Raw genomic sequence first — 25,874 nt, 5'->3', positions numbered from 1 at the left:
GTCCGGCCGCCTCGACGAGCGCCGAAGGCTTCGCGCTCCGGGGTGGGGCGTCGGCTGCTTGATTCACGATCACTGCGTCTACCAATCGACCGGCGGCGCCGACGTCAGCAGCATGTGGGAGACCACCAAGCACAACATTCAGCTCAACCCCAGCTGCGGAGACGACATGCGGGCCGCCGCCGACGACCACTTCATGCCGCCAAACTTGTGCCCGGGCTCGAAGACCGTCGGCGGCTCTGGCAAGTGGCACCGCTACGCGCCCCCGCGCACCGACACGCGGATGCTGAAGAAGTACGCCAACACGGCGTCGCCCAAGCAGACGCCCTACGTCGGGACCTTCAACGTCGAGCCGCTGTGCTCAAACCGCAGGTGGTCGGGCTGGCGTCGCTGTCGGCCGCGCGGCGCCTACTCGACCACGAACCCGTCCGACAGGGTCCCAAGGAAGGCGACGACCGCGGCCTCCTCGCTCGGGGAAAGGCCGAGATCACCCATCTCGGTCTCGTTCACGTTCTCGCTCACCTCGGGCGGCGGCCAGCAGTCCAGAGCCAAGGCCTCGGCCTCTGTGAAGTCACCCGCGCAGGTCGGGAGCACGTCGCGGGTGTTGTAGAAGTGGACGACTCCTTCGAGGGTCCTGAAGTAGCCGTTGTGCATGTAGCTCTTGTCGAACGAGGGGTACGGCCGCAGATCGACGTTGCGCAAGGTTGGGACCTTCTGCTTGCCCCGGGACTCCTCCGCGAGCAGCAAGAGCGCCGCGTCGGAGAGCTGCGTCATCGAGTCTGGGGCGTCCGGGAGGACCCGCCAGCTGTCGTCGTTGGCGAGCCCAGCGATAGTTTGGCTGAGTCCGAAGTCGACCCAGCCGAAGCCGAGCGGGTTGATGGGTTGACCATCCACCTCGACGCCATCCATTCGATAGAACGGATTGTTGCGATTGCGAGGCACGCCCAGGTTGTCGTATGTAAAGTCGGTGAACAGCGGCGAAGCGCCGCCGAGAGTGTGACACGCGAAACACAGGGCCTTGCCCTCGAATAGCGCGAGGCCCTCCGCCTCGATCGAGCTCAACGTCGTGTCGCCTCTGAGGTAGGCGTCGTATTTGGACGAGAACGGGCTGGACAACGGCGAAGTCTCGAACGCGGCGATGGAAAACGCCACGCTGTCGAAGCCAAGGGCGCTGTTGGCCTTTTTGCACGCCACGGCGCCCCACAACCACTTGAACGCGAACTTGTACGATGCGTCGCAGACCCGGTCGACCACGATCGAGCCGTCAGCGAGAGCCTGTTCCACTGGATTGAGGAACGGTGCTTGGGCCTGCTCCGCCGCCGGATCCCCGAGCCTCCAGCCCGTCGCCCGACCATCCCAGAAGGTGCCGCCGACGAACTGTTGGCCATCCCACGAGAGGACCGGCGCGAACGAGTTGTAGGCCGAGCTAGGGGCCCTTCTACCGCCATGGCGACCGTGAACCGACCCCTCGTAAATGCCGCCGGAGAGGTTGGGGAGCAGCTCTGGGCCGGTATATCCGGCTTCGGGGCCATGACAGTCCGCGCAGGCTTGATTGAAGTTCACCGACAGATCCTCATCGAAGAAGATCGCTTCGCCCAGCTCCTCGATCGAGAGGACATTGGGGTTTCCTCGGAGCTGATCCTCTGCGGGCAGCGATGTCGTGTCCGAGGTTCTGCTCGATGTCCCTTCGCATCCGTCTTGCATCGACACGAGAGATGACAATATGATAGTGCAGATTGCGTGGCGCATGCATGGGGTCCAGGGCAATGTGAGCTAGTAGAAATCACTTTAGCAATGAGCTCTGGAATGTGTATCCGATGCGACAAGAGAACTTTGCGCGACGCGCAGGCGAGCAGGCGGTGAACTTGCGGAGCGGAAGAGCGTGCGCTTGTCGGCGGACACCAGCAGCATCGAGGCTCTCGCCGCCTATCCGTGCAACGGCCGGTGCGGGCCCGGCTGCGGGGATGCCCCGAAGTGGATCGGTGGCGGCGGCGGGTGGGGCGTCGGCTGCTTGATTCACGATCACTGCGTCTACCAATCGACCGGCGGCGCCGACGTCAGCAGCATGTGGGAGACCACCAAGCACAACATTCAGCTCAACCCCAGCTGCGGAGACGACATGCGGGCCGCCGCCGACGACCACTTCATGCCGCCAAACTTGTGCCCGGGCTCGAAGACCGTCGGCGGCTCTGGCAAGTGGCACCGCTACGCGCCCCCGCGCACCGACACGCGGATGCTGAAGAAGTACGCCAACACGGCGTCGACCAAGCAGACGCCCTACGTTGGGACCTTCAACGTCGAGCCGCAGTCGAACCAGGGCGCCAGCGGCAACATGGACTCGAACGAGCCTTGCATGACCGACCCGAGCGCGCCCAACTGCGCCGCCCATTTCGAGTAAGCTCTGGCGGGCATGCCCGCTGGCGCTTCCATGGACAAGCCCCACACCCTCGATCAGATCCTCGCGGCGACGATCGAGGAGCTCGAGCAGCGGGGGATCAACGGCCTGCGCATTCGCAACGTGGCCGAGCGCGCGGGCCTCTCGCCGGGGACCGTGACCCACTACTACCCAACGGTCCAGCATCTGCTCGACGCGGCCATCGAGCCGTTCCAGCAGCAATCGTGGCAGCTGCTCTCGACCCACCCTTTCTTCGCGGGCAAGAGCACGCTCGACCAGCTCCTGACGGAGTACTACGAGCTGTGCCGCGACAACCGCGAGCTCGTCCGAGCGCGGTTTTTCTTGACGGCGCGCGAGGGCAGCGTCTCGGACACCAACTGGCGTCAGTCCCTCGAGCCCTTCCTCGCTCGCCTGGACCGGGCCTACGGTCCGGCGGCGCGGCTCTATGGCCACACGATTGTGCTGCTGGCGATGCGCCTGGCGTTTCACAGCGACGATGAGCTGCTCGCAATCTGTGGCACCAACGATCCCGAGGTCGCCCACGCGATGGTCGTCGAGCACCTCGTTGCGCTCGCCGCCAGCGGCCCGTGGTCCGCGGCGACTTGACCTAGTCGAGTTCCCTGCGATGCCGATCCCGGGCGCCAACCCACCGGACAACAGACCTCTCGGAGGGGGCGCTTGGTGCAATTCATCGAATACGCGACGATCCACGTGTCCCTCAGGTTAGCTTCGCTACACAAATAGCTCCGCAAATTACGCCGCTCGACGGTCCGCCACGCGGCGCCAGATTGCCGTAGCCTGATTCCATGTTTCGGTCTCGCTTTTCGCTCCCCCTCGTCGTGTTGTTGTCGCTCGCGGGCTGTGTCGCACAAGCCGAGTACGACAGCGCGCTCAAGGATCTGGACACCAGCCGCAAGGCCCACGCTGGTCTCGCCGAGCAGCTCGCCGCTTGCCAGGCTCAGCTCTCCACCAACGGGGCCAACGCCGACGCCGCCCTAGCTGATCAGCTCGCCGCGACGGAGGCCGAGCTGGCCGAGCTTCGCCGCCAACGCGAAGCCGTAGAGAAGCGGCTCGAGGCATTTCGTCAGCTCAATGAAAAGCTCGCCGAGCTGATCGCCGCCGGGGATCTCGAGGTCTACATACGCAACGGACTGCCCGTGATCGCCCTGCCCTCGGAGGTGCTGTTTGCGGTCGGCAACGCCGAGCTGTCGGAGAAGGGACGCAAGTCGCTCGATCGTGTCGGGGCCGCCCTCGCGACCATGAAAGATCAGCGGATTCAGGTCTCTGGCCATACCGACAATCAGCCGACCAAGAAGTCGAAGTGGACCGATAACTGGCAGCTCTCGACCGAGCGCGCCCTCACGGTCACGCGCTTCTTGATCGACAAGGGCGTCACGCCCGAGCACCTCAGCGCCGCCGGCCACGCCGAGTTTGACCCGGTGGCCCGGAACACCAAGAAGGGGCGCGTGAAGAACCGGCGCATCGAGCTGGTGCTGCTGCCGGATCTGAGCGAGCTGACGCCGATCATCGAGACGGACGAGTAGAGCAACACCCGTCGCGGGTGCACACGACGCGCTGCAAGCGGGCGCAGCCGTCGTGCCTCGCTCGTGGCCGAGCAAGGCACGACGGACCGCAACCCCCGACGAACTCAGCGCTCGACGATGTCGGACTGCGAGCGCGGGTTGACCTCGTAGTGGTCGAGGAACTGCCCGCTGAACCCGGTGATCTCGAACTCGTCACCCTCTTCGATGCCGCTCACGTCGACGCCCGCGCCCGTATAGATGAACACGGTGGTCTCGCCCGAACCGTCATCGAGGTGGAAGACCCAACCGTAGGGCGCGTCGTCGAACACGGCGTCCATCACCGTGCCACGCACGCGGACCAGGCGGCCCTCGCTATCCTCGTTGATGTCCCCGGTGTCCATTGGTTTGGCGGGGTGGACGGGGTGGGTGCCGGTCACCTGAATGGAGTCTGGATACACGCCATAGACCTGCCCGTAGCTGTCGCCTACGATGCCGCTGACCGTGACGGTTTGGCCAAGCTCGAGCGTTTGGCCCATGGAGTCGTGAATGTAGATGCCCACTTTCCCGGCCTGAATGGCGAAACCTTCATCGTTGGGCGCGAAGGTCCCCGAGGGCACGGAGACGACGCCTTCGACGACGACCGGCGTGTCCTCGGCGGCCTCGCGGGCGTCTTGGATCGACGCTCCCGCCGCGATCGCGACGGCTGCACTGCCAAATAGGGTGAGACCCAGCGCAATGGCCGGGAGGGGACGACGTAATGTTGCGTGCATGTGATGCTTCTTTGTGGTCAGGCGCCTGTGCTTGGGCGCCGAAGTGCGGGCAATGTAGTGGGCGGCGTAGACAAATGCCACGGTTAAACATGACGAATGATACTCGTCAACTCACGACGGCAATTGAGCCATCCCCTCGCATGGCTGGCCTGCGAGCGAGTGCGGCCTCGGCCTTGGCGTCGCATTCACGCGCCGCCGTGTGGGCATTTGCGCATTGCCGTGTGGGCATTCGCGGCGAGTCGCTCAATGGGTCGTCTCTAGTCAGAAGTGCGATCTGTGACGCGGTCGCGTGGACCGCAGCAGCGTCAATGAACTCTTGCTCGTTCTCGAGCGTGGCGACGCGCGTAATTGGCCGGCCGAGCAGGCGCGCGATGGCTACGCCCGATGACCTCGAGCAAGTCGAGCCCCGCGATCGCTACTTCGCGGCGCATCGCTGAACACGGCGCACAATGTGCCGGGGGGCGCAGCGACGTGCGGCGGATTCAGCTGGCTCGGCTCCGAAATTATTGCGTACACTCAGGTCCAGATGCTGGACGTGTTTGCAGGGAAGGCGTGCGGTGTTGGCTCCTGTCTGGCGCTGACGAGCATGGTTTCGCTCGGGCTCAGCGGGTGCATCTTCGAGCGCAACCCTCTGTTCGTGAGCGACACGGAGAGCGAGAGCACGGGGGATGGGGATGGGGATGGGGATGGGGATGGGGATGGAGATGGCGACGGGGATGGAGACGGAGACGGAGACGGAGACGGAGACGGAGACGGAGATGGCGACGCGCAGCCCGATGCTTCGCTGGTCGCTCACTACCAGTTCGAAGCCAGAGGTCAGCTCGTCGATGACTCGGGCTACGGCAACCATGGCGTCGCAACGGTGTTGGGTCTGGGTCCAGGCGTGACGGGGATGGCCATGGACTGCGCGACGAGTGAAGCCGTGCAGGTCCCGGATAGCTCGAGCCTCGACGTGAGCGAAGCCCTGACGATGGCGATGTGGGTGCGACCCGAGAGCTTTCCGCAGGCTGGGCGCGCTGCGTGGGTCGACAAGTCAGGGCAGTACGCCACGATGTATGACGCGGACTTTGGTCTCGTGTGGCGCGTGGCCACCTCCGACGGATCGTTCCAGGCGGAGGCGGGGGCGCGGTGGCTGCCGCTCGGGGAGTGGACCCACATCGCCAGCACCTACGACGGCGCGGTCAGCCGGATCTACGTGAACGGCGAACAGGTCGCTACCCTCGACATGACCGGCTTGGTGGTCACCGACAACAGTGAGCCCATGGCGATCGGCAGCGACAGCCCCGGGTTCGACCAGCAGTGCTCGGGCCGGATTGATGACGTGCGTATCTACAATCGCGCGCTGACCGGCGCAGAGATAGCGACGCTCGCCGGGCCATGAGCAGACACGCGATGAGCTACGGCGGCGGTAGGATCAGGGGCGAGGGCCGGCCGCTCCACAACAGCCACAGTCGCGCGACCGCCCGCGTGACGCCGACATAGAGCGCGCGCCGGGCCTCCGGCGTATCTGGGTAGCTAACCGCGCTGGCGTCGGGCAGGATCACATAGTCGAACTCCAGGCCCTTGATCTCGTCGATACACGTCACGCTGATCCCGGGGCCAAAGCGAAAGTCGCCGTCGAGGACCAGCCGGCAGCTCATCGCCTTGCTCAGCAGCGCGTGCATGCGTCGACCCGAGGACGCGTGGCGGCAAACCACCGCCACGCTGGCCTGGCGATCGTGCAAGCGCAGCTCGAGCAGCGCGTGGATCAGCACGCTGACGAGCTCGAGCTCGTGGGCGCAGGGGCTGACGCTCAGGGCTGGATCGTCGCGGCGCAGCTCGCCCGTGGGGAGGCTGGCGAACAAGGTCCGCGCGAACGCCTCGATGACCGGCGGGCAGCGGTAGCTGGCCTGAAGCACGAGCTGATCGCAGCGCTCGCTGACCCCGAGCTCGGTGAGCAGCGCGGACCAACCGGGGAACACGACGCCCTCGTCGACCTGCTGGTGCTCGTCGCCAGCGATCGTGATCGAGCCCCCGGGCGCGAGCGCGCGACCGACCAGCGCGAGCTCGATCGGGGCGAACTCTTGCGCCTCGTCGAGCACGATGTGGTGGTAGCGGGCCAGCGCGGCCTTGGGGCCCAAGCTCGCGCCAGTGCGCAGGTACAGCAGCTCGAACAACACCGCGAAGTCCTCGGGGTCGATGCTCTGCGCGTCGTGTAGCGGCGTGCCCTCGTCGATGGCGCGACCGTCGACGGTGCGCAGTCGATCGGCGTCGACGTGGGCGAGGGCGCGCTCGCTCGTAGGCGAGAACTGCACCTTGGTGTGGGCGAGCACCTGCGCGAGCGTGCGAGGGCCGAGCTGGCCGTGGGACGCGGCGGCGACTTGCTCGAGCAGGGCTCGGTCACCAAACAAGTGCAAGAGCTGCTCACCGGTGCGCACGGTCTCGTCGTCGCGATAGCCGGCCTCGACCTCGCGCATGGCCGCGGTCCCGCGCACGATCTCGGGGAGCACCGCTCGCAACGCCGGGTGCCGCTTGAACCGAGCGATGGCCGGCGGGGCGTCCGAGCTGTCCTTGCGCGGGAGATCCCCGAACACCCGCCGGCCCTGGATCGCGGCCCAGTCGCTGAACTCGCGCACCTCCACGTCCTCGACGCCAAGGCGCTCGAGCAGGGCCGTGACGAGGCGGGCGAGGCCGCGGGTCGGAACCACGACCAGAGCGGTGAACGGGCGCCCGGCTGCGTGCGCGCAGGTGCGTAGGTGAGCGAGGCGATGCAGCGCGACGGTGGTCTTGCCGAACCCCGCCTCACCGAGGATCAGCAGCGATCGCGCCGGGTCGAGCTCGACGCCCCGGCGCTGATCCGCGTCGAGCTCGAGCACGATCGCCGCGTGGGTGTGGGCCCGGGCGGCCGGCTCGCGCAGCGGCATCGCCGGGAGCAGGCGCGTGGGTGAAGCCGTCCAGTTCACGCCCACGCGCGTCAGGCAGTGCTGGCCGTCGTCGATCTCGACCAGCTGTGCGGGCGCCTGCGTCCGCAAGATCGCCCGCTCGAGCACGACGCCCTCGACGCTGCGCTCCGCGTCGAGCTCGAGCTCGTACTCGTCGCCGACCTCGTGGGCCAAGAACACCTCGGCGAGCGGCGCCTGCTCCCAGTCCAGCAGCACCAGCGGGCCGGCGACGATCGACTCGCCGCCAAGGATCAACGTTCGCTCGCTCCCACGCGTGCGCACGCGCAGGTACGCGTAGCAGCGCGCCGCCGGGTGTCTGTCCCAGATCGCCGCGCACTGCTGTTCAATCGCCGCGCAGCGCTCACGTTCACTAGCGGTCAGGTCTCGATTCATACGACGCCCGATATGTCCGATCGTCTCACCGCTGCGCAAGCTATTGATTTTTCTCGGACTGGGCTAGGATCGGGCGAGGCGCGAGGCCATCGTGTTTGCGCCAGACGCACCTGACGACGCGACTCCAAGCTGATCGGCGCTCTAGACGTGACCGGGCCCGCGCGATAGCTTCCGCGCGATGCACCCTGTGCCCGATTTTAGCGCCGAGTTTGGCAGCCAAGACTTCGACAGGGGCCTCATCCCCACAGCGACGGCGGTACGCCTCGGCGCGTTCGCCCGCCCCCCCGGGCTCGACCTGCTGTCCGATCAGCGCCTCCTGGATCGGTTGGTCGAACAGCTCGCGCAGGAGCGTGCCGGCACCGATGGCCTGCTCCGGGCCTACCCAAGCATCTACGAGCTGGCCGTCGCCTGCCACATCCTGGGTGAGCCCAATCCATGGAGCGAGCTGCTCGAGGTGGACCAGCCGCCGACCGTGCGGCGTTGGGGGTTCTTCGAGCACTACCGGCTCGCCGCCCAGTTGATGGGGTGGGCGAGTCCCTTCATCGATCCCGAGCAAGGGGTCAACGGGCCGCGCTGGGAACGTGAGCGCTTCGAGTTGCTGGCGTGGAGCCTGCGAGCGGATCGACCGGCCAGCGCAGACGAGGCGGCCTACACCATACGCGCGCTGCTCGGGGCCGGCTGCTTCGGGCTGTCGCACGGATCTTCAGTCGAGCTGTCCTTGCTCGCGCCGACGCTCGGCCCCGATCCTGGCCCTCACTTCGACGCGGCCGCGATCGATCCCGCGTGGATCCGTCGGCGCATCGAGGGCAGCTGGCTCGGCAAGGTCGAGGTGCAGACGAAGTCGAGCGGGCGCGACGTGGTTGCGAGCTTTCGGGGCGCCACGATCGACGAGGCGGTGAGCGGATCGCTGGTGGCGTTCGCCTACAAACTGGATACTGCGCACTATTGGGCGCTCGAACGCGGGAAGCCCTGGACGAAGATCCTCGGTCGTCCCGAGCGCAAGATCCGGCTGGTCACCAAGGTCCCGGAGGGGGTCGCCTTCGACCCCGACGCGGACCAGCTGAAGCCCTACCGCTGTGCGTTCCTCAGCACCACCGCGCTGATGCGTCGCCGTCTGCTGGCGATGCGCTTTTACGACGAGGTGGTGTGCCACTTCCAGTGGGTTATCCAGGAGCCCGGCCGGCGTGATCGGGTGTGGGTCGAGCTCGACATGCCGCATGAATGACGCGCGCCGATTCCACGCCCTGATGTCGGGAGACGCGGGCGCGATCGAGCAGGCCTTCGACGACCGCGAGCCGACGATCGGATCCGTGGGCGCCCTGCTGTGGGCGGTGGCGTGTGAGCTCCGGACCAACGCCGACGATCCTCGCGTGGTCGAGGTCCTGCTGCGACTCGGCGCACCCGCCGAAGCGGCGTGGGACCTGCAGGGGCTGCGCACGCCGCTGTGGGAGTCCGCGGATCGGGGACTGAAGGAGGTCTCCAGGGTGCTGCTCGAGGCCGGGGCGGACGCCGGTTGGGCGAGCTCGGAGCGGAGCGTCTTGCATGCCGCCGCCGCGAGCGGGCTGCGCGACGTCGTGGATCGGGCGATTGAGCTGCGTGGCGTGGACGCGCTGCTCGGTGGTTGCACACCTCTGCACGCGGCTTGCGGGACAGGCAGCCCGTGCGTTGTCCAGCTCCTCCGCGCGGGCGCCGATCCGTGTCGGCGGGTGTCGGAGGGGCCCCACGCGGGGCACACCCCCATGCGTTTCGCCGTCGAAGCCGGGGCCGCCGAGGCGATGGACGCCCTGCTCGAGGCGGGCGTGGAACTCTCAGACGATGACGGGCTCGCGCTCCTGACCGTCACCCACTTCCCCGAGGTCTTCGCGGACGTCGCGGAAGTCTTGACCGACCGCGATGGAGGTTTCCCTCCGCGGGCCCCCAGGTCCGGCCATCTCGCGGTGGCCCGTCGGTTGAAGGCGCACGTCACCAGCGAGGTCGTGGAGCTCGCGGCGGAGGTGCTCAGCGAAGGGTGGTCGCGCCGGGTCGCGCTGGCGGTGGCGATGAAGGAGCAGGAGCGCTTGGCGAGGCTGCTCGGTGAGCGCGCTGGCGAGGACCTCGATGAGGCGACCCAGGCTGTGCTGGACCGCGCCCTGTGGCTCGCCGCCGACCGGGGGGATGTGGCGGTCGCCCGGAGCCTGCTCGAGCATGGGGCGGACCCCGACGCCACCGTGGCGATCGCCGGTGGGGGCGCCGAGCAGAGCGCGCTGACCCGTGCCGCACAGCATGGCGGGCTGGAACTGGTGGGCCTCCTGCTCGACGCCGGGGCTGATCCCGACGGGGCAGCGGGCGATCTCCGTGTCTGGGAGGCTCAGCCGCTGTTTCGCGCGCGCGGGGTCGACGTCGTCGATCGCCTGGTCGGCGCGGGCGCCCGGCCGCTCGCGATCGTGTCCTACCCGGACGTTGCGCTCGAGCTCGACGAGCCGAGGAACGCAACGGACGCGGCGCTCCACGAAGACCGGTGGGTCGAGGCGCGGGCGCTCGAGCGGCACGGCGTCGCGGCCACGCCTGAATTCGCCGCGCTTGCGCTCTTCATGGCGGTCCAGAACGGCGATCGTGAGGGCGTGGACCTCCTCCTCGAGCTCGGCGCGAAGCTCGACGAGCCGCCGGTCCTTGGATCGCTGCGGGTGGCCGCGCGCCTAGTTTCGGCGGCCGAGCTCGTCGCGCTCCCCGATCCGTCGGGCCTTCGCGCGGCGCTCACCTCCGCCGACGCCGACGCCCTGCGGCTCGCGCTCGAAGGCGGCGCCGATCCCAACGCGCGGCTACCCGGCTTCTCGTTCGAGGGACACGTCCTCATCCTGGAGCCGCCGCTCGTCCTCGCTATCCACGAAGGTCTCGACGCGCTCGCTGCGATCCTGGTGGCGGTGACACGATCGCCTGCACGCACGCTCCACGCGGCGAGCTGCGCGGGGCTCCACGACACGGTTGTCGCCACCCTCGAGCGAGGAGCGAACATCGACGGGACGGACGGCGAGGGCAAGACACCACTGCACCTCGCGGCGGCGAAGGGGCACGTCGAGCTGGTCCGGACGCTGCTCTCGCGCGGCGCCGCAGTCGAGGTTCGAGACCACCAGGGGCGAGGGCCGCTCGACGCAGTGCTGCGTGCGTGCGGTGTCGCGGAGGCTCGCGCCGCCATCACCAAGGCGCTGCTCGAGGCAGGGGCGCCGCACACTGGCTTCGATCCGCTGACCTTGGAGTCCGCGACCCTACGGGCGCTCGCGGACCACGATCGCTTCGGTCTGCGCGGCGATGAAGGTGCCCGGGCGCTCGACCGAGCGATCGATCGAGGAGCCGTGAGTGCAGCGCTCGCGCTGCTCGAGGCGGGAGCCGATCCCGACCGCCCATATCCCAAAGAGTGGCCATCGCTGTACCTCACGCCCGGCCAGCGCCCGCTCGAGCTGGCCGTCGCTGCGGGGAACGCCAAGCTCGTCGCGGCGCTGCTCGAGGCGGGAGCCCGCGTTGACCGATGCGGGCCCTTGCTCCGCCGGGCGCCCGATCTCGCCATGCGCCAACAGCTGCGCCGCGCGGGCGTCGAGGATCGAGGCGAGCGCCGACCGAGGCGGGTGTAGCGTCGAACTCGTCCCAACAAAATAGCCCGAACGCGCGCGCCAGATGAGACTGCGCGTGTTCGAGCTCGAGCCCGGGGGCTGATGAGCGAGTTCCTATTTACTCGCTGCTGCCGTCGAGCTGAATGCCGTCCAGCCCATTTTGGTAGATCGTGCTGATCTGCTCGGGGGTCAGGGCTGCATTGTACATTCCGACCTCGTCGATGCCGCCGTTCCAGAAGCCGACCTCGGCCTGCTCCGCGACTCCGGTACCATCATCATTTGGTTTGGCACCAACCCCGAGGCCAGTCGACTCACCTACGTCGAGGGGAGCCGCATAGGCGACGGTCGTCACGAGCGCGCCGTTGATGTAGAGCCGGTGCTCACCCGCCATGGCGTCCAGCACGACCGCGGTGTGGACCCACTCGCCGGATGGGAAGGGATCTTCAGCTGTCGCCCACTCGTTGTTGTTGAGCACGGACTGGAACATGTCTTCATCGGCCTCGCCGAGGCCGATGTGAAACTGGCCCGAAGTGCCGGGGCCCCAGTTCTTGACGATCGTGTTCCAGATGCCCTCGAGGCTTTCGGCGTACGCCCAAGCTACGATCGTCACATCATCGCCGCTGAGTTTCACGAAATCGGCGCCCACGGCTGCGTCGTCGCCATCGAGAGTCAGCGCCGTGCCAAGCCCGGGGGAGACGCTGGCGAGGTACTCGGGATCGCCGATTGGCATCAGATCGATGTTGGTCCCGCTGCCTTCGGTGGAGTCGCCGTTGAAGGCCCAATAGCCCGCGAGCGGCGGGAAGGGGTCGCCGTCACCGTCACCGTCACCGTCGCCGGTGTCGCCGTCACCGTCACCGGTGTCGCCATCGCCGTCGCCGGTGTCGCCGTCGCCGTCGCCGTCGCCGGTGTCGCCGTCACCGGTGTCGCCGTCGCCGTCGCCGTCGCCGGTTGTGGAGGTGTCTGTCGACGAGTCGGTTGCGGTCTCGGGGCCCGTTCGGCAAGCCGCCAGAATGAGCGCCGCCGACATATACGCAAAACGTGTTGCAAATCGATTCATGGGCGCGGAGAATAGTGGGTCCACCAATAATATCTACACGCGAAAGTGTAGGTATTATCACGTCGTGGGCGGTCCCGAGCGTGACGAGCGGCACCGACCGTTGGGATAACTGATGGTTACTGGAGGGGCACAATCGTATCAATTGTGGATACGCGCGACCCCTGCCCTCATTGTCCGGTCAGCGCCCCGATGAGGTGGGCGCTCTACACCGCGAGCGTCGCTGCGTCGGGGAGCACGTTGAACACGTTGACGGTGTAGGTGGTGTCAGTCGCGCCCGTGGGCTGTACCAGGGTCGCCACCGCGGTTCCTACGCCGGCTTCGCGCAGCTCCCCGACCATCACCTGGGCCTCGTAGATCGCCACGGTGCTGACGTTTCGGCTCTGATCGCTGACTTGGATCACGACCTGGCTGTAGGTCTCGACCGAGATCGGATCGGGGATCGGCCTTCCGTTGGCATCCGTCCACCCCCCCGAGCCGGTCCAGATCAGCTGGACCGTAGCGACGTAGCCCGCGCCGCCCTTCCCCCAGGTCACGTGGACCTTGGGATCGTCGCTGACCAACACGCAAGCTTTGAGCTCGAGGTCAGCGCTGGACAGCGCGAGCGGGCCGAGGTGAATCGCGTCGTCGTTGCCGGAGCCTTGGTCGTCGTGGACAATTGGGGGAACCTTGGCCCCGTAGACCTGGGCGCCAACCTTGATTGTCACAAAGGTTGTGTAGCGCACGCCCTCGGCCACCGACATGTAGAAGTCATAGCTCGCGTTGGCGGTCAGGTTGAAGTTGTCGAGCGACTCCCAGTCGTCGCCGCGGGCGTGACGACCACGGAGCGAGCCGCTGTAGTTGGAATTGGAGTCGTGCCATTGAATTCGGAATGAGTGAGTCATGGTGAGCTCTGGGCATGGGAATGGGGGGAGGCTGGGCGCAGCTGGGCGAGCCACTGCTCGATCTCGGCGGCCCGATCAGCTTGCTCGAGGGCCAGGTAGCGGGCGCGGGCTTGCTCGGCAAGGGTCCGGGCGGACGCGCGATCTTCGAGCTGGGCGTGGGCCTGGGCGAGGCTATACTCGACGTCGGCCCACTCGAGCGGCTCGCCGGGGTTGGCCTGGTGCAGGGCGAGGGCGCGCTCGAGGTCGACGCGCGCGCTCGCGGCGTCGCCGGACGCGAGTCGAGACTGACCGCGACCCTTGAGCGGGAACGCGAGGTCGAAGTGGTCGGGCGGGAGCCGGCGCTCGAGCGTGGCGATCGCGTGGGAGTAGGCCGCGAGCGCGCCAGCGTGGTCACCGAGCGCGGCCTTGGACTCGCCGATGTTGCTGTGCAAGATCGCTAGGGTTGGGTGGTCGGCTGCGAGAACGGCCGAGCGCAGCTCGAGCGCCTTGGCGTAGGCGGCGAGCGAGCCGGGGAAGTCGTTGGCGTAGAAGTTCAGGACCCCGATCGCCTCGTGGGCGTCGGCCTGCCACTCGGGGCGGCTGTTGTCGGCCGCGAGGACCCCCTCGAACAACAGCCGCGCGCGCTCGAGCTCACCGGTCGTCAGCGCCAGCTTGGCGAGGGCAAGGTCGACCCGCGTGGCTCGAGTTGCGTGCTCGCCAAGGGCCCCCACGACGATCGCCCGGGCGCGCAGGAGGTGCTCGTTGGCGTCGTCGAACTGGCCGCGCTGGGCGGCGAGCAGGCCGATGTCGAGCTCGATGCCGGCGAGCCGAGGCGAGCCGGGGCCGAGGTGACGGGCGGCCGCGGCCCGAGCGGTCTCGAACGCGCGCGCCGCCTCGTCGTGGCGACCAAGGTTGGTGAGCATGCGGGCGACGTTGACCTCCAGCAGCTCGGCTCGAACGGTCTGACCGATCGTGGTCGCCAGCGTGACCGCGGCTCGAAACTCCGCCAGCGCGGCCGAGTAGTCCCCGGCGCCATCCAGCAGCCACCCGCGGGCGCCGTGAAGGTCGACGCGGCGAGGATCGTTGGCGCGGCCGATCCGATCGACGGCCGCCTGGGCGTCGGCGACCAACCACTGCTCGAGCTCGGGGTGGCCCCAACTTCCGGCAGCGTCGATCGCCGCGCGGGCGCGGAGGCTCGCGGCTTGGTCATCGAGGTGCAGCGCCTCGGCTGCGCGCGCCGAGTTGACGGCCGCCTCCAGACCCGGGTCGAGGCGGCCGTGCCACAGCTGGCGTTCGCCCGCGAGCGCGCGAACCTCGAGGGCGAGGGGCGGGTAGTCAGGGGCGGACTGGGCCAGGGCTTCGACGCTGGCGTCGGCTTCGGTCAGCCGTCCGGTCGTGGCCAACATCCGGGCGCGCGCGACCGCTTCGAAGCCCTGGGCGATCGCCTTGGCGCGCTGGGGATCGCCGGGCAGCGGGTAGTGAACTTCGACCAGCTCCGCGCTCGCGCAAGCGTCGAGATCGGGCAAGCCCGCGAGCAGCTCCGGGGTCCGGGCGAGCAGCTCGGGATCGGGATCGGCCAGCAGCTCGGTCATCGCCGCGAACGCCCGCAGCTGGCGGTCGAGGCAGGTGGTGCGCTTGTCGAGCATCGCCTCGGACTGGCGGCCGTCGACCCACGTGGCTTCGCAGGCGCGCTGTTGCTGACGAACCCAGGTCTGAGCCCACGCGTCGAGGCCCGCTTCGACGTAGGCGCTCGCGGGCGTGGGGCCGCCGGACGCTCGGGTGATCCCGGCTCGGACAGCGGCCCGCCGGGACGGGTCCCAGACGCCGACGAGCGCGGATGGATCGGGGTTGCACTGGGGCCCGGCCGCGGCGGGCTGGGCCAGCAGCCATGGCCCGACCGCAGCCGCTCCGAGCAGCGCCACGAGGCCGACGCCCAACCGGCGCCGCCTTGGACCGGCCAGCGCCCGGCTGAGCTGGTCGAGCAGCGCGTCGACGCTTGGCCAGCGCTGATCCGGATCGCTGGCGAGCCCGCGAACGATCGCCGCGCGGACCCGACGCGGCACCCCGCGCGAGTCTTCGCCCAGGGCAGGCTGACCAGCGGCGATCGCTGCGGCGATCGTCTCGCGGTCCTGGCCGGGAAACGGTCGGGTTCCAAACAGCGCCTCGTAGGCGACCACGCACAGGGCGAATTGATCGCTCTTGGCGTCGCTCGGTTGGCCCTCGTGCTGCTCGGGCGCCATGTAGGCTGGGGTTCCGAGGATCGTCCCGGCCCGGGTCACCCCTTTGGTCAGGAGCCCCGCGAGCTCGGGTCCGTGAGGGTGATTGTCATCGTCGGTCTCGTCGAGGTTCGTGGCGCTGTCCGAGACCCCGCGAGCCAAGCCGAAGTCGAGCACGCGGACCCGGCCGTCGCGGCCGACCATGAGGTTGTCGGGCTTGAGATCACGGTGGATCATCCCGGCCGCGTGGGCCGCCGCGATGCCACGCCCGGCCCCCAGCACGACCTTCACGATCGATTGCCAGCTGCGCTTGGCGTCGCGCAGCCACTCGCGCAGGGTCTGGCCCTCGACATACTCCATGGCCAGGTACAGCGCGTCTTGATGGGTGCCGGTCTCGTAGATCTGGACCACGTTGGGGTGTGAGAGACGGGCCAGCGCCTGGGCCTCGCGCTCGAGTCGAGTCTGGGCCGAGCGAGCCCGAAACCGCGAGTTGAGCAGCTTGATCGCCAAGCGCCGATCGAGGGACTCGTCGTAGCAAGCGTAGACCACACCCATGCCGCCCTCGCCGATCTTGCGGATGATCGGGTAGCGGCCGACTCGCAACACGCCGTCGTGATCGGGGTTGGGGCTCGGACCCCCGTCGACAGGCGCGGCACCGGTCAGGTCGGTGGGGTCGGTCGTCGCGTAGTCTTGGGTCTCGCTGTCCATCACCGGCGCCCACGATTTCGCTGTCGGTCGGCTGGCAACCATACTCGAATCACGCGGCCTCGCGCACGCGTGCGGTGGCTTCATTTGGTGACGGACCCATCGTCGCGCGCGCTGAACTGCGGACCAATCTCGAGGGCGAGCTCGGCACCGCTGCGGGTCGGGCCTCACCTGTCGCGCGCGTGACCAAGTCTGTCCACGCGCTCGCCCTTGGTGTTACGCTCGCCGCCTGATGAGCTTGCCACGCCCGTTTGTCCAGCCTGCCTGTGTCCTGTCACTCCTCGCCCTGTCCGCTTGTACGGCCAACAGCGAGGAGGGGGGCTTCACGTCGTTCGCGGAGACCTCGACCGGAGACGGGGACGGGGACGGAGATGGGGATGGGGACGGCGACGGCGACGGGGACGGGGACCCCGGGACTGGCGACGGGGACGGGGATGGGGACGGCGATGGCGATGGCGATGGCGATGGCGACGGTGACGGCGACGGCGACGGGGACGGCGACCCCGGCCCCTACTGCGGTGACGGGGTCGTCGATCCGGGCGAAGAGTGTGACGTCGGCAACGAGACCATGTTCTGCGACGGCGACTGCACCTACGCGATGTGCGGCGACGGCTATCACAACATGCTCTCGGAAGAGTGCGACGACGGAAACAACCTCAACAACGACGGCTGCGTTGGCGCGTGCCTGCTCAACGAGTGCGGCGACGGTATCCTCTGGGAAGGTCAAGAGGAGTGCGACGACGGCAACATGGTCGACGTCGACGAATGCAAGAACGACTGCTCTGCGGCGGTCTGTGGCGACGGCGTGATCTGGGAGGGCGAAGAGACCTGCGAGGACGGGAACATGATCAACGACGACGCGTGCACCAACGCCTGCCAGGCGGCGACCTGCGGCGATGGGATCTTGTGGGTCGGCATGGAGACCTGCGACGACGGCAACCTCGACGACGATGATGAGTGCCCAGGCAGCTGCGAGCCGGCCTATTGCGGCGACGGCTACACCCTCGCCGACGTCGAGGACTGCGACGACGGCAACGACATCGACGACGACGGCTGCACCAACAACTGCACCTCGGAGTGCGGGGGCAGCTTCACCCAGAGCTGGTGCCTGCAGGTCGGAACCATGGAGCAATACACCCGCTGCGAGTCCGTTCAAGACGGCGGCACCACCTGCATCAACCCCGAGGTCAGGTACGGCGACCTCGAAGGTGGGATCCCGCGCCAGCATGGCGGGAACAACTACGCGCTGTGGTGCCAGCAGCTGGGCTTCTCGGGCTACTCTGGCAACGTGTCGTTCGGCCCACGCGACTGCACCGCCCCCAAGGGTGGGCTGTTCGGGTGCACGGGCTACGACGAGAACATCTGGCATTGGTGCGACTGGCAGGACGGATACTGGCACAACCAGTCGCTTGGCTATCAAGGCTGCAACAGCACAGAGATCACCTCGATCACCTGCACACCGTGATACCTTCGCGCTCATGACTTAGCCTTCACGTGCGCTCGCCGGATCGGTCTGTGTCCTCTCTTTGTTTGTGATCTCGTGCTCGAGTGGCAGCACCGACGACGGCGGGTTCACGAGCTTCACAACCGCGATGCCGGGCGACGGCGACGGCGACGGCGACGGTGACACGGGCGACGGAGACGGCGACGAGACTGGCGACACGGGCACGACGACGGCGGGCCCCAACTGTGGCGATGGCGTCGTCGACCCCGACGAGCAGTGCGATCTAGGCGCGGACAACTCGGCAAGCGGCGCGTGCACGCCCAACTGCTTCATCGCCGCGTGCGGCGACGGGTTCGTGTACGAGGGCTTCGAGGAGTGCGACGACGGCAACCCGCAGAACACCGATGACTGCGTGGGCGACTGCGTGTTGGCCACCTGTGGCGACGGCTACGTGCAGGCCGGCGTCGAGGAGTGCGACGACGGCAACGACGACGAGACCGACGGTTGCACGACCGCCTGCACCCCCGGCATGTGCGGCGATGGGGTGATCCAGGCGGGCGAGCAGTGCGACGACGGCAACGACGACACCTCCGACGGCTGCCCGGCCTGCCAGCTCGCGTTTTGCGGTGATGGCTACATTCAGGCTGGGGTCGAGCAGTGCGACGACGGCAACGAGCTCGACACCGACGCCTGTATTCCGGTCACCTGCGTCGAAGCGTTCTGCGGTGACGGCCACATTCAAGACGGCACGGAGACCTGCGACGACGGCAACCTCGAAGACACCGACGCGTGCCCGACCAGCTGCGAGCCCGCCTATTGCGGCGACGGCTTCGCGCAAGAGGACGTCGAGGACTGCGACGACGGCAACAACATCGACGACGACGGGTGCAGCAACACCTGCGAGTCCCAGTGCGGCGGCAGCTTCTCTGTTGATTGGTGCCCGCAGGTTGGAACCATGGAGCAGTTCACCCGCTGCGAGTCGGTCCAAGACGGCGGCACCACCTGCATCAACCCCGAGATCCGCTACGGCAACGTTACTGGCGGAATTCCCAAGCAGCACGGCGGCAACCAGTTTGCGGTGTGGTGCCAGCAGCTCGGCTTTTCGGGCTACAGCGGCAACGTGACCTACGGGGCGCGAGACTGCACCGCGCCCAAGGGCGGGTTGTTTGGGTGTACCAACTACGACGAGGTCACCTGGCACTGGTGCGACTGGCAGGATGGGCCTTGGTACAACCAGCAGCTCGACTATCACGGCTGCAACAGCAACGAGATCACCGCGATCACCTGCACGCCCTGACGCTGCCGTGGCTCGCGGGCGGGCCCGTCAGGTGTAGCGCTGCGCGCGCAGCTGCGGGTTGCGCGGGAACCTCGTGTAGAATCGAGTGGATGACTCGACCACGGCGACGCGCCGCTCGGACAACTGGGCACGACTCCTGGCCCGCGTTGATCGTGCTGATCGCGTTGGCCCTTGGCACCGGTTGTGGCGACCGTGAAGGTCTGCCGAGCGAGTGGCTCGTCCCCGAGAGCGTGCCTGGACATCTGGCCGACAACATGTGCTCGATCGCCTTCGACTGCTGCGACGCTGCCCACATCCCCGTCTGCGAGCATCCGGCCCCGGTGAAAGCCAGCGGGGTGGCTGGCTTGGACGCGGCGCTCGCCGCCAATCTCACATGGGACGAGCGGCCGCTGCAATCGTGGATTCCCGAATGCAGCGTTACCGTTGCCAACGGCAGCTATCTACCCTGCTCCGGCGCCACGCAGTTCTTCTACGGCGCTCAGCCCGAAGGCGCGACCTGTGAGGCGTTTGGCCATCGCATGTCCGACTGCCAGCAGGGCCTCGCGTGCGGGGCAGATCGGGTCTGCCATAAAGCGTGCGACGTTCCCAAGGTGGCATACGAGAACCATTTTTGTGGGTTCGAGCGTGGGATGTGGTTCGTGAGCTGCGCGGCAGGGTTGACCTGCTTTCCAGATGGAGTGTGCCGACCTGGACAGGCGCTGGGCGACTTGTGTGCAGAAGCCGAGCCGTGTGCCGTGGGTTGGTGCGACGAAGTTAGCAGTACCTGCGTCGCGGGCTTGCCGAATGACAGCCCGTGCGTGAGCGACCGTCAGTGTGAGTCCAACTATTGTTGGGAAGGGGCTTGCTACGCTGGCTCCATGCCCGTGTGCGGGCGTTGGGGATGGTGACGAGCAGGGGCACTCGAAGTCGCGGTCGACCTCAGAACCTCGGCTAGCGGGCGGACGCATTCTCCGCCCCAACGCGGGACGAAGTCCCGTAACTCCTACGGCCGAAGCCAGCCCCAGCAGGCCAGCTCGAGCTCAACTTCCGCGTGACCCACCCAACTGGCTGTCACGTCGAAAATTGGACACGGCGGGCGCGACGCCGGGGAAAACCTGCGGCGACGGCTGCTCCTTTCCGCTTGGAGGGTGGAGCTCGAAGGTTGGGAGATAGAGAACCCCGGCCTTCTTTTGGCGACGAGATCTCCGGTCTACGACTGGGCGCCTCGGTGGCCAAGAAGTTGGTCTGGGTGGGCTCTCGGCTCCGCATGTGCGTGCGAGCGCAGGCCCACGCCAAACCGAAACAGTCGCGGTGACTCGGCCTCGCGCTCGGGTTGCCGCGGATCCTCGTCCTCGATGCCATGTGAGCCGATCGCGCTGACAGCCAGACCAGGCTCACCCACATTTGTTCACGCTACACATACAGCGTTCAAAAATACCTTGACACGTTCAAGGATTTGGCCAAATCTTCACTCGAGTGATGGATCATCTTCTCGAAGTGCTCAAGATCTTAGATGGCGCGGTCAACGCAGACCACGCCAAGGTTGCAAGCTACGCAGAACAACTCGCATTGAAACTAGAGAGCGGCGGTGACTCTCGATCAGCAGAGCGCGTCCGCCGCACGGTTCGTGGCGGTCGCATGACTGAGTTGTCCGGAGCGCGGCTCAACCCATCTCTTCCGGTCGACAGCGAATCACGTCTCGCACTCGCCGACGAGAGGCACTTCAAGCACGATGAAATTTGTGTATTCCTCGATGCGGCCACTCAAACCCGTGTGACAGATTTTGTGCGCTACGTGGGGGCTTCCGCTCGTCTGTTGGCGAGCGGCGTCGGGATCGCTCCTTCCCTACTCCTTCACGGTCCTCCAGGCACAGGCAAGACTGAACTGGCAAAGTACGTTTCCGCGCAATTGTCTCTACCCCTTCTCACCGCACGAACGGACGCGCTGGTATCCTCGTACCTTGGAAGCACATCGAAGAATCTTCGTTTACTCTTCGAACATGCGATGGGTCGACCCTGCGTGTTGTTTCTTGACGAGTTTGACGCTGTAGCGAAGCTCCGGGACGACCAACATGAGTTGGGTGAGTTGAAACGCGTTGTTGTGACTCTTCTTCAGAACATGGACGCACTCGACAACAAAACGGTCATACTTGCGGCGACCAACCATGAACACCTCTTGGATGCGGCAGTCTGGCGCCGCTTCGCCTTTCGACTGAAAATAGGACTTCCTGGACCGGCTATTCGCGAGCAAATGTTCGGCCATTTCTTGGCGAATCACAGGCCCGTCAAGTTGGCGTTCGATCAACTAGCCGTTGCCACCGAAGGTCTGTCCGGTGCCGACATTCAAGAGTTGTGTAACGACGCACGCCGTGAAGCCGTCCTCTCGGACGCCGAGCATGTATCAGTGAACGGTCTGCTGATGCGCATAGCCCGCTCGCGTTATCCCGAACTTGAGTCGTTTCCCATTCGCGACCAAATGGTAGCGCTACGGGAACTCAACCCCAAATTGTTCACGATCCGCCGGATCAGTGAGTTGCTTGGCATCTCGACAGGTAAGATATCGACGCTTCTTAGGGAGGAACAATGACCACGTCGCCAAAAGAAAAATTGCCGCTGAAGAAAGTAGTCATCCGTGAAGGGGACTACTTCCGCCCCGGAGGAGGCGGAAGTAGTCCCAAGGTCTTCGAGCCAGTCACACAGGCGGTGCGCGAAGGTCTGGCCAAGAAGTTGCAGACCACCGCTCGCCACTTCGAGAACGCATTCAGCGAGAACTCACAGACAGCGGCTGTCGCTCGTATCGCCTTGAAGGATGAGGCTCTGGCGAAGAGCCACCGCCCAGTCAGCTTGCTCGAACGTGCGGACTGCCCGATCGTTGGCATCGATCACCTCGGCGAATTACTCGTAAGTGTCAGGCCAGCGACCATCCCAAAACTCGAACGTGCGCTCACTGGCGACACAACAAAAAAGGGTGTTGCAAATATATCCACGATTCGACTCATCGAGCCGTTCTCAGTGCGGGACGATCAACTCACCTCGCTGACCGCCGCGGTAAGCGATGGAGAGATTTCAACCCTGAAACTACGGCTATTTCGCCACGGAGACACGCAAGTGGATGCGACGATAGCAAGTTCCTTTGCGGCGAAGATGAAGTCGCTTGGTCTCGGAGCAGAGGCGGTTAACTATGGGGAACATATGACCGTATATCGAATCCGAGGTGTTCGCGCCGAGCATGTGGAGGAACTTGGACGGTTCGTTGGGACACAGAGCCTGGACTCATTCCCAGAGTATGAGATTGTTCGTCCTGCCGCACAACCAGTCGTGCGCCTGACGGCTGCTGTATTTCCCGCTCCCGACCGAGATGTCGACTACCCAGTGGTCGGTCTAATTGACAGTGGTATCGATCCGAACAATGCGCATCTCAATGCATGGGTCGCCGGGCGGGAGCACTACGTACCGGTCGCTGACCGTGACTACGAGCACGGTTCCTTTGTCGGAGGCCTACTGGTACATGCACGACTCATGAACCACGGAGACACGCGATTTCCACTGGCGGAATGCAAGATCGTGGATGTTGTGGCCATGCCACGTGGTGGGAAAATCACCGAGGATGAACTGCTCGCTATTCTTTGGGAAGTTGTGCCTAAATATCCACACGTCCGCGTCTGGAATCTGTCGCTAGCTGGCAGCCGACCGTGTTCGAACCATACGTTCTCCGACATGGGCATAGCGCTCGACGAGATTCAAACCAAGTTTGGCGTAACCTTCGTGCTCGCGGCTGGCAACTATAACAAGCCGCCGTTCCGAGATTGGCCCGTGACGAGCAACCTCGGCGACAGCGATCGGATCTGCGGCCCGGCAGATTCGGTACGCGCAGTGACTGTCGGCTCGATCGCCCACCGGGACAGCCCCGGTGCCCGAGTGACTGCGGCATCGCCATCACCATTCAGCCGGCGTGGTCCTGGCCCAGTGTATTTACCAAAGCCAGAAGTGACGCACTATGGAGGAAATTGCGATCCAAGTGGTGGCCATGCTCAGATTGGAGTCCTTTCCGTCGACGGCCGTGGAAATCTCGCAGAGAGTATTGGGACGAGTTTCGCGTCACCGGTGATCGCGGCACTACTCGCCCATCTCCAACACCGCCCAGTCGGAGGGCTATCGAACCTAGTAGCGAGGACTCTACTCGTCCACTCCTGCGCTCTAGGGACCGATCTGCGAACTTCAAGCACCGAGGTGAACTACCGTGGCTATGGTGTACCTGCAAACGTCGACGAGATTCTAGGATCAGATCCGTGGCGAGCGACGTTGATCTTCGAAATGGATCTCAAGGCCGGGGTTGACCTGCAACTGACGCCATTTCCATTGCCAGACTGCTTGGTGTCCGATGGGGTAATGAAAGGTGAAATGACTGTCACGCTCGCGTACGAACCTCCGCTGAATTCAAGGTTCGGCTCTGAGTACTGTCGCACCAACGTTGATGTGTCACTCGGCACCTTTAATGCGGACGAACAGGGCGAACGTGCGCATCATCGGCAGGTGCATCCATTTCCACGACGAGGGGAAAAAAGCGCCTTGGAGAAAGGCTTGATCGAGCAAGGCCTAAAGTGGTCGCCAACCAAGGTCTACCGGCGGTGTATGCCGCGAGGGGTAAACGCTGATCAGTGGCGACTAGTGATAGCTGCCACTGATCGAAGTGGCCAACCGAACACTGCGGTGCGGGTAGCAGTCGCCGTCACAATCGCCTCTCTTGAGGAAGATGCGCATGTATACAACGATATGGTTAGGTCCATGAATCAACTAGGTTGGTCGACAGTGGACATTCAGATCAGGGGACGTGATCGTTTCCGCGCATCCCGGTAGCGCGTGATCAGCTCAGCCCGCAGTGGCGCCGCGACCCGCCGTACCCCTTCGAGCACAGCATCTCCGTCCGGTTCGAGAGCGAGGGCGCGCCGCCGACCGTGCACCGCCGTGGCGTCGCGAGCCAGGTCCCGAACCGGCGAAGCGCTCGCTGGGGTCGGCTCGACGTGGTCGAGTTTGGCTCGAAGACGCGGGTGTCGATCGCAGGTGGGATCGAGATCACCATTCAGGCTGGCGCCGTGTTGGCCCATGCTTCGCTCGCGGCGCAGATGTCGGTGGCGACGCGCGAGCAGCTCGACCTGTTGATCAGCCGCGCGCTCACGGGTGACGAGGCCGCGCTCAGGGAGGTCGAGGTGCTGCTGCCGATCGCTCGTGGCCAGGTTCGTACGCACCTCGCAGCGACACCAAACGCGGTCGGAGCCGCGGCGCTGCGGTTGATCCTGGTGGGCTACGAGGAGTGAGTGAATGCCACCAAATCGCTCGGCTTGGTCGCCACTGTACGGCACAATGACAAAACAGCCCCCCGACAGCTCTTTGATCCGAGCTGCTGCAAGCGCTCGAGCCAACAATTGATCAAAGCCAGGCCAGTGGGCACTATCGGATCACCGTGAGGTTCTCGAGTCGGTCAGCCGCGTTCTTGTTGGGACTCACCACGCTCGCCACGTCGGGCCTCGCCACGGGCTGCGAGTCTTGCTCGTTCACGTTCGGGGGGGCGTCCCTCAATGTCCTGGTCAGGGTGCCGCTGGGCTACGAGGGCTTCGAGCTGCGGGTCGACGGAGTCGCGGTCAACAGGCTCGCGGCCCGTCGCTCTTGGCCACCGAGACTCCCTTGAAGGTGTTCACGCCGAGACCTGCGCCCTCCGTGCGTCTTCGAGGAAGTGGAGATCGTCGCCGAGCATCCCGACTGCGAGCTCAGCGAGAGCGTCTTTCCCCGGACCCGCGCGACAAAGAACCCCGAGGACTGGAGCACGACGCTCGTCCTGTCCTGCCCGCCGGCGGGCGTCCCCGGCCAGGTCGGCTGGTGGTGCGAGTCGGACGCGGACCGCGGCAACGACGGCTATTTGTGCGACTCGTCAACGCACGGCTGCGTTCCGTCGTCGTGCGCGTTCTCGGCCGAGTGCAACCCGGCTTCAGAGCCCGCGGTCGAGGGCGGGGTCCAGCCGGTACCGCTCGTGTGTGATCCAGGATCTCGAGCCTGCATGCCGTCGGTGGTGTGCTCGGACTGCGGCGACGACGAGGTGTGTGTCGGCGAGCCGATCCCGGGCTGGCGAAGCTCGCCGAGTGTGTGCGTCCCCGCCTGTGAGTTCTACGAACCCGACGCCTGCGGGGCGGGTGCCCAGTGTGACGGTGCAGGGTCGTACGACCCGATCAACAACGCGCTCGGGGCACACTGCGTCCCTGCCGGGGACAGCGGATCCGGAGCTGCCTGCGTCGCAACGGAGGTGAGCACCGGTTGCGTCTCGGGCTTCCTGTGTGCGGGCGGGGCTTGCCGCCGCCCCTGTGACCTGTACAGCGCAGATCCCAGCGGTTGTGAGGCCGGGGAGCGCTGCGGGTACGAGCTGGTCCCCAGCGATGGCTCGAGCCACACCACCAGCCCGATCTGCACCGCGGATCCAATCGATCCCGCCGAGGTCTGCACCACGAGCGACTGGCGGTGCGCGGACGATGGCGCCCGCGCCCTCGGCATCTGCGCTGAAGACGGAATCTGTCGCTCGTTGTGCACGCAGCCCAACCCCAACGACCCGCAGTGTGGAACGTGTACGCCGATCTCCCCAAACGACGCCCCCGACCCCGAGCTGGCCCAACAGATTCCGCGGGTCGGCCTGTGTCGACCGTAGCGCAATTTCCTGCTAGTCGCGCCTCGTGAATTCAACCGGATTG

19 protein-coding genes are annotated in these 25,874 nt (G+C 66.2%); 13 read left to right on the top strand and 6 right to left on the bottom strand.

Going from position 1 to position 25,874, the window contains the following annotated elements; genetic code table 11:
- Positions 1-405: 405 nt before the first annotated feature.
- A complete protein-coding gene (locus DB30_RS26875; RefSeq protein WP_052554115.1) occupies positions 406-1,701 on the bottom strand; it encodes a cytochrome-c peroxidase in 1,296 nt (431 codons plus the stop codon).
- A 178-nt stretch (positions 1,702-1,879) separates the two neighbouring features.
- Here DB30_RS26875 and DB30_RS26870 point away from each other — a divergent pair, with 178 nt between their 5' ends.
- The 3 genes from DB30_RS26870 (at position 1,880) to DB30_RS26860 (ending at position 3,936) form a co-directional block, all read left to right on the top strand.
- Entirely contained in the window at positions 1,880-2,395 is a 516-nt protein-coding gene (locus tag DB30_RS26870; RefSeq protein WP_052554113.1) for a hypothetical protein, read from the top strand.
- 12 nt (positions 2,396-2,407) lie between these two features.
- Positions 2,408-2,998, top strand: a complete 591-nt coding sequence (locus tag DB30_RS26865) for a TetR/AcrR family transcriptional regulator (RefSeq protein ID WP_146660776.1) — start codon at positions 2,408-2,410, stop codon at positions 2,996-2,998.
- A gap of 200 nt (positions 2,999-3,198) precedes the next feature.
- On the top strand, positions 3,199-3,936 hold the full coding sequence (locus DB30_RS26860) for an OmpA/MotB family protein (protein WP_052554108.1): 738 nt from the start codon (positions 3,199-3,201) through the stop codon (positions 3,934-3,936).
- 104 nt (positions 3,937-4,040) lie between these two features.
- Here DB30_RS26860 and DB30_RS26855 read toward each other — a convergent pair whose 3' ends face one another.
- Positions 4,041-4,685, bottom strand: coding sequence for a DNA-binding protein (locus DB30_RS26855; RefSeq protein WP_146660774.1), 645 nt, complete (start codon positions 4,683-4,685; stop codon positions 4,041-4,043).
- A gap of 526 nt (positions 4,686-5,211) precedes the next feature.
- Here DB30_RS26855 and DB30_RS41685 point away from each other — a divergent pair.
- A complete protein-coding gene (locus DB30_RS41685; RefSeq protein ID WP_052554104.1) occupies positions 5,212-6,066 on the top strand; it encodes a LamG domain-containing protein in 855 nt (284 codons plus the stop codon).
- A gap of 16 nt (positions 6,067-6,082) precedes the next feature.
- Here the strand turns inward: DB30_RS41685 and DB30_RS26845 are convergent, their stop codons facing one another.
- Positions 6,083-7,999 carry an ATP-binding domain-containing protein gene (locus DB30_RS26845; RefSeq protein WP_052554101.1) on the bottom strand — a complete coding sequence of 639 codons (1,917 nt, stop codon included), beginning with the start codon at positions 7,997-7,999 and terminating at the stop codon, positions 6,083-6,085.
- Between the two features lie 178 nt (positions 8,000-8,177).
- On the opposite strand from DB30_RS26845, the gene DB30_RS26840 reads away from it, so the two are divergent.
- Together DB30_RS26840 and DB30_RS26835 are read left to right on the top strand one after the other, a co-directional pair.
- Positions 8,178-9,224 carry a hypothetical protein gene (locus DB30_RS26840; RefSeq protein ID WP_146660773.1) on the top strand — a complete coding sequence of 349 codons (1,047 nt, stop codon included), beginning with the start codon at positions 8,178-8,180 and terminating at the stop codon, positions 9,222-9,224.
- Entirely contained in the window at positions 9,217-11,604 is a 2,388-nt protein-coding gene (locus DB30_RS26835; protein WP_052554097.1) for an ankyrin repeat domain-containing protein, read from the top strand. Before DB30_RS26840 ends, DB30_RS26835 begins: the two co-directional genes overlap by 8 nt.
- Positions 11,605-11,701: 97 nt before the next feature.
- Here the strand turns inward: DB30_RS26835 and DB30_RS26830 are convergent, their stop codons facing one another.
- The 3 genes from DB30_RS26830 to DB30_RS26820 form a co-directional block, all read right to left on the bottom strand.
- Positions 11,702-12,640 carry a LamG domain-containing protein gene (locus DB30_RS26830; protein ID WP_146660771.1) on the bottom strand — a complete coding sequence of 313 codons (939 nt, stop codon included), beginning with the start codon at positions 12,638-12,640 and terminating at the stop codon, positions 11,702-11,704.
- Positions 12,641-12,843: 203 nt separating this feature from the next.
- Positions 12,844-13,521 carry a hypothetical protein gene (locus DB30_RS26825; protein WP_052554094.1) on the bottom strand — a complete coding sequence of 226 codons (678 nt, stop codon included), beginning with the start codon at positions 13,519-13,521 and terminating at the stop codon, positions 12,844-12,846.
- Complete coding sequence (locus DB30_RS26820) at positions 13,518-16,424, bottom strand: protein kinase domain-containing protein (protein WP_052554092.1); 2,907 nt, start codon at positions 16,422-16,424, stop codon at positions 13,518-13,520. Before DB30_RS26820 ends, DB30_RS26825 begins: the two co-directional genes overlap by 4 nt.
- A gap of 229 nt (positions 16,425-16,653) precedes the next feature.
- Between DB30_RS26820 and DB30_RS26810 the strand changes: the two genes are divergently transcribed.
- From DB30_RS26810 to DB30_RS26780, 7 genes are all read left to right on the top strand, one after another.
- Positions 16,654-17,886: a DUF4215 domain-containing protein gene (locus DB30_RS26810; RefSeq protein WP_052554090.1), complete on the top strand. Its 1,233-nt coding sequence runs from the start codon at positions 16,654-16,656 to the stop codon at positions 17,884-17,886.
- A gap of 67 nt (positions 17,887-17,953) precedes the next feature.
- A complete protein-coding gene (locus tag DB30_RS26805) occupies positions 17,954-19,162 on the top strand; it encodes a DUF4215 domain-containing protein (RefSeq protein ID WP_240480335.1) in 1,209 nt (402 codons plus the stop codon).
- An 89-nt stretch (positions 19,163-19,251) separates the two neighbouring features.
- On the top strand, positions 19,252-20,049 hold the full coding sequence (locus tag DB30_RS26800; protein WP_146660765.1) for a hypothetical protein: 798 nt from the start codon (positions 19,252-19,254) through the stop codon (positions 20,047-20,049).
- 571 nt (positions 20,050-20,620) lie between these two features.
- Complete coding sequence (locus DB30_RS26795; RefSeq protein ID WP_146660762.1) at positions 20,621-21,727, top strand: AAA family ATPase; 1,107 nt, start codon at positions 20,621-20,623, stop codon at positions 21,725-21,727.
- Positions 21,724-23,997: a S8 family peptidase gene (locus tag DB30_RS26790; protein WP_146660760.1), complete on the top strand. Its 2,274-nt coding sequence runs from the start codon at positions 21,724-21,726 to the stop codon at positions 23,995-23,997. Before DB30_RS26795 ends, DB30_RS26790 begins: the two co-directional genes overlap by 4 nt.
- 98 nt (positions 23,998-24,095) lie before the next feature.
- Positions 24,096-24,455, top strand: a complete 360-nt coding sequence (locus DB30_RS26785) for a hypothetical protein (RefSeq protein WP_052554080.1) — start codon at positions 24,096-24,098, stop codon at positions 24,453-24,455.
- A gap of 416 nt (positions 24,456-24,871) precedes the next feature.
- On the top strand, positions 24,872-25,831 hold the full coding sequence (locus DB30_RS26780; protein WP_052554073.1) for a hypothetical protein: 960 nt from the start codon (positions 24,872-24,874) through the stop codon (positions 25,829-25,831).
- Positions 25,832-25,874: the final 43 nt, after the last annotated feature.

The sequence above is a fragment of the Enhygromyxa salina genome (assembly GCF_000737335.2).
GTDB classification, from domain to species: domain Bacteria; phylum Myxococcota_A; class Polyangia; order Nannocystales; family Nannocystaceae; genus Plesiocystis; species Plesiocystis salina_C.
Note: the sequence above shows the minus strand (reverse complement) of the source record. Positions and strands in the feature narration are given on the sequence as shown.

Coding starts and splice junctions, on each gene's coding strand:
- DB30_RS26875 (WP_052554115.1), bottom strand. CDS start 1,701: ATGCAAGACGGATGCGAAGGGACATCGAGCAGAACCTCGGACACGACA.
- DB30_RS26865 (WP_146660776.1), top strand. CDS start 2,408: ATGCCCGCTGGCGCTTCCATGGACAAGCCCCACACCCTCGATCAGATC.
- DB30_RS26860 (WP_052554108.1), top strand. CDS start 3,199: ATGTTTCGGTCTCGCTTTTCGCTCCCCCTCGTCGTGTTGTTGTCGCTC.
- DB30_RS26855 (WP_146660774.1), bottom strand. CDS start 4,685: ATGCACGCAACATTACGTCGTCCCCTCCCGGCCATTGCGCTGGGTCTC.
- DB30_RS41685 (WP_052554104.1), top strand. CDS start 5,212: ATGCTGGACGTGTTTGCAGGGAAGGCGTGCGGTGTTGGCTCCTGTCTG.
- DB30_RS26845 (WP_052554101.1), bottom strand. CDS start 7,999: ATGAATCGAGACCTGACCGCTAGTGAACGTGAGCGCTGCGCGGCGATT.
- DB30_RS26840 (WP_146660773.1), top strand. CDS start 8,178: ATGCACCCTGTGCCCGATTTTAGCGCCGAGTTTGGCAGCCAAGACTTC.
- DB30_RS26835 (WP_052554097.1), top strand. CDS start 9,217: ATGAATGACGCGCGCCGATTCCACGCCCTGATGTCGGGAGACGCGGGC.
- DB30_RS26830 (WP_146660771.1), bottom strand. CDS start 12,640: ATGAATCGATTTGCAACACGTTTTGCGTATATGTCGGCGGCGCTCATT.
- DB30_RS26825 (WP_052554094.1), bottom strand. CDS start 13,521: ATGACTCACTCATTCCGAATTCAATGGCACGACTCCAATTCCAACTAC.
- DB30_RS26820 (WP_052554092.1), bottom strand. CDS start 16,424: ATGGACAGCGAGACCCAAGACTACGCGACGACCGACCCCACCGACCTG.
- DB30_RS26810 (WP_052554090.1), top strand. CDS start 16,654: ATGAGCTTGCCACGCCCGTTTGTCCAGCCTGCCTGTGTCCTGTCACTC.
- DB30_RS26800 (WP_146660765.1), top strand. CDS start 19,252: ATGACTCGACCACGGCGACGCGCCGCTCGGACAACTGGGCACGACTCC.
- DB30_RS26795 (WP_146660762.1), top strand. CDS start 20,621: ATGGATCATCTTCTCGAAGTGCTCAAGATCTTAGATGGCGCGGTCAAC.
- DB30_RS26790 (WP_146660760.1), top strand. CDS start 21,724: ATGACCACGTCGCCAAAAGAAAAATTGCCGCTGAAGAAAGTAGTCATC.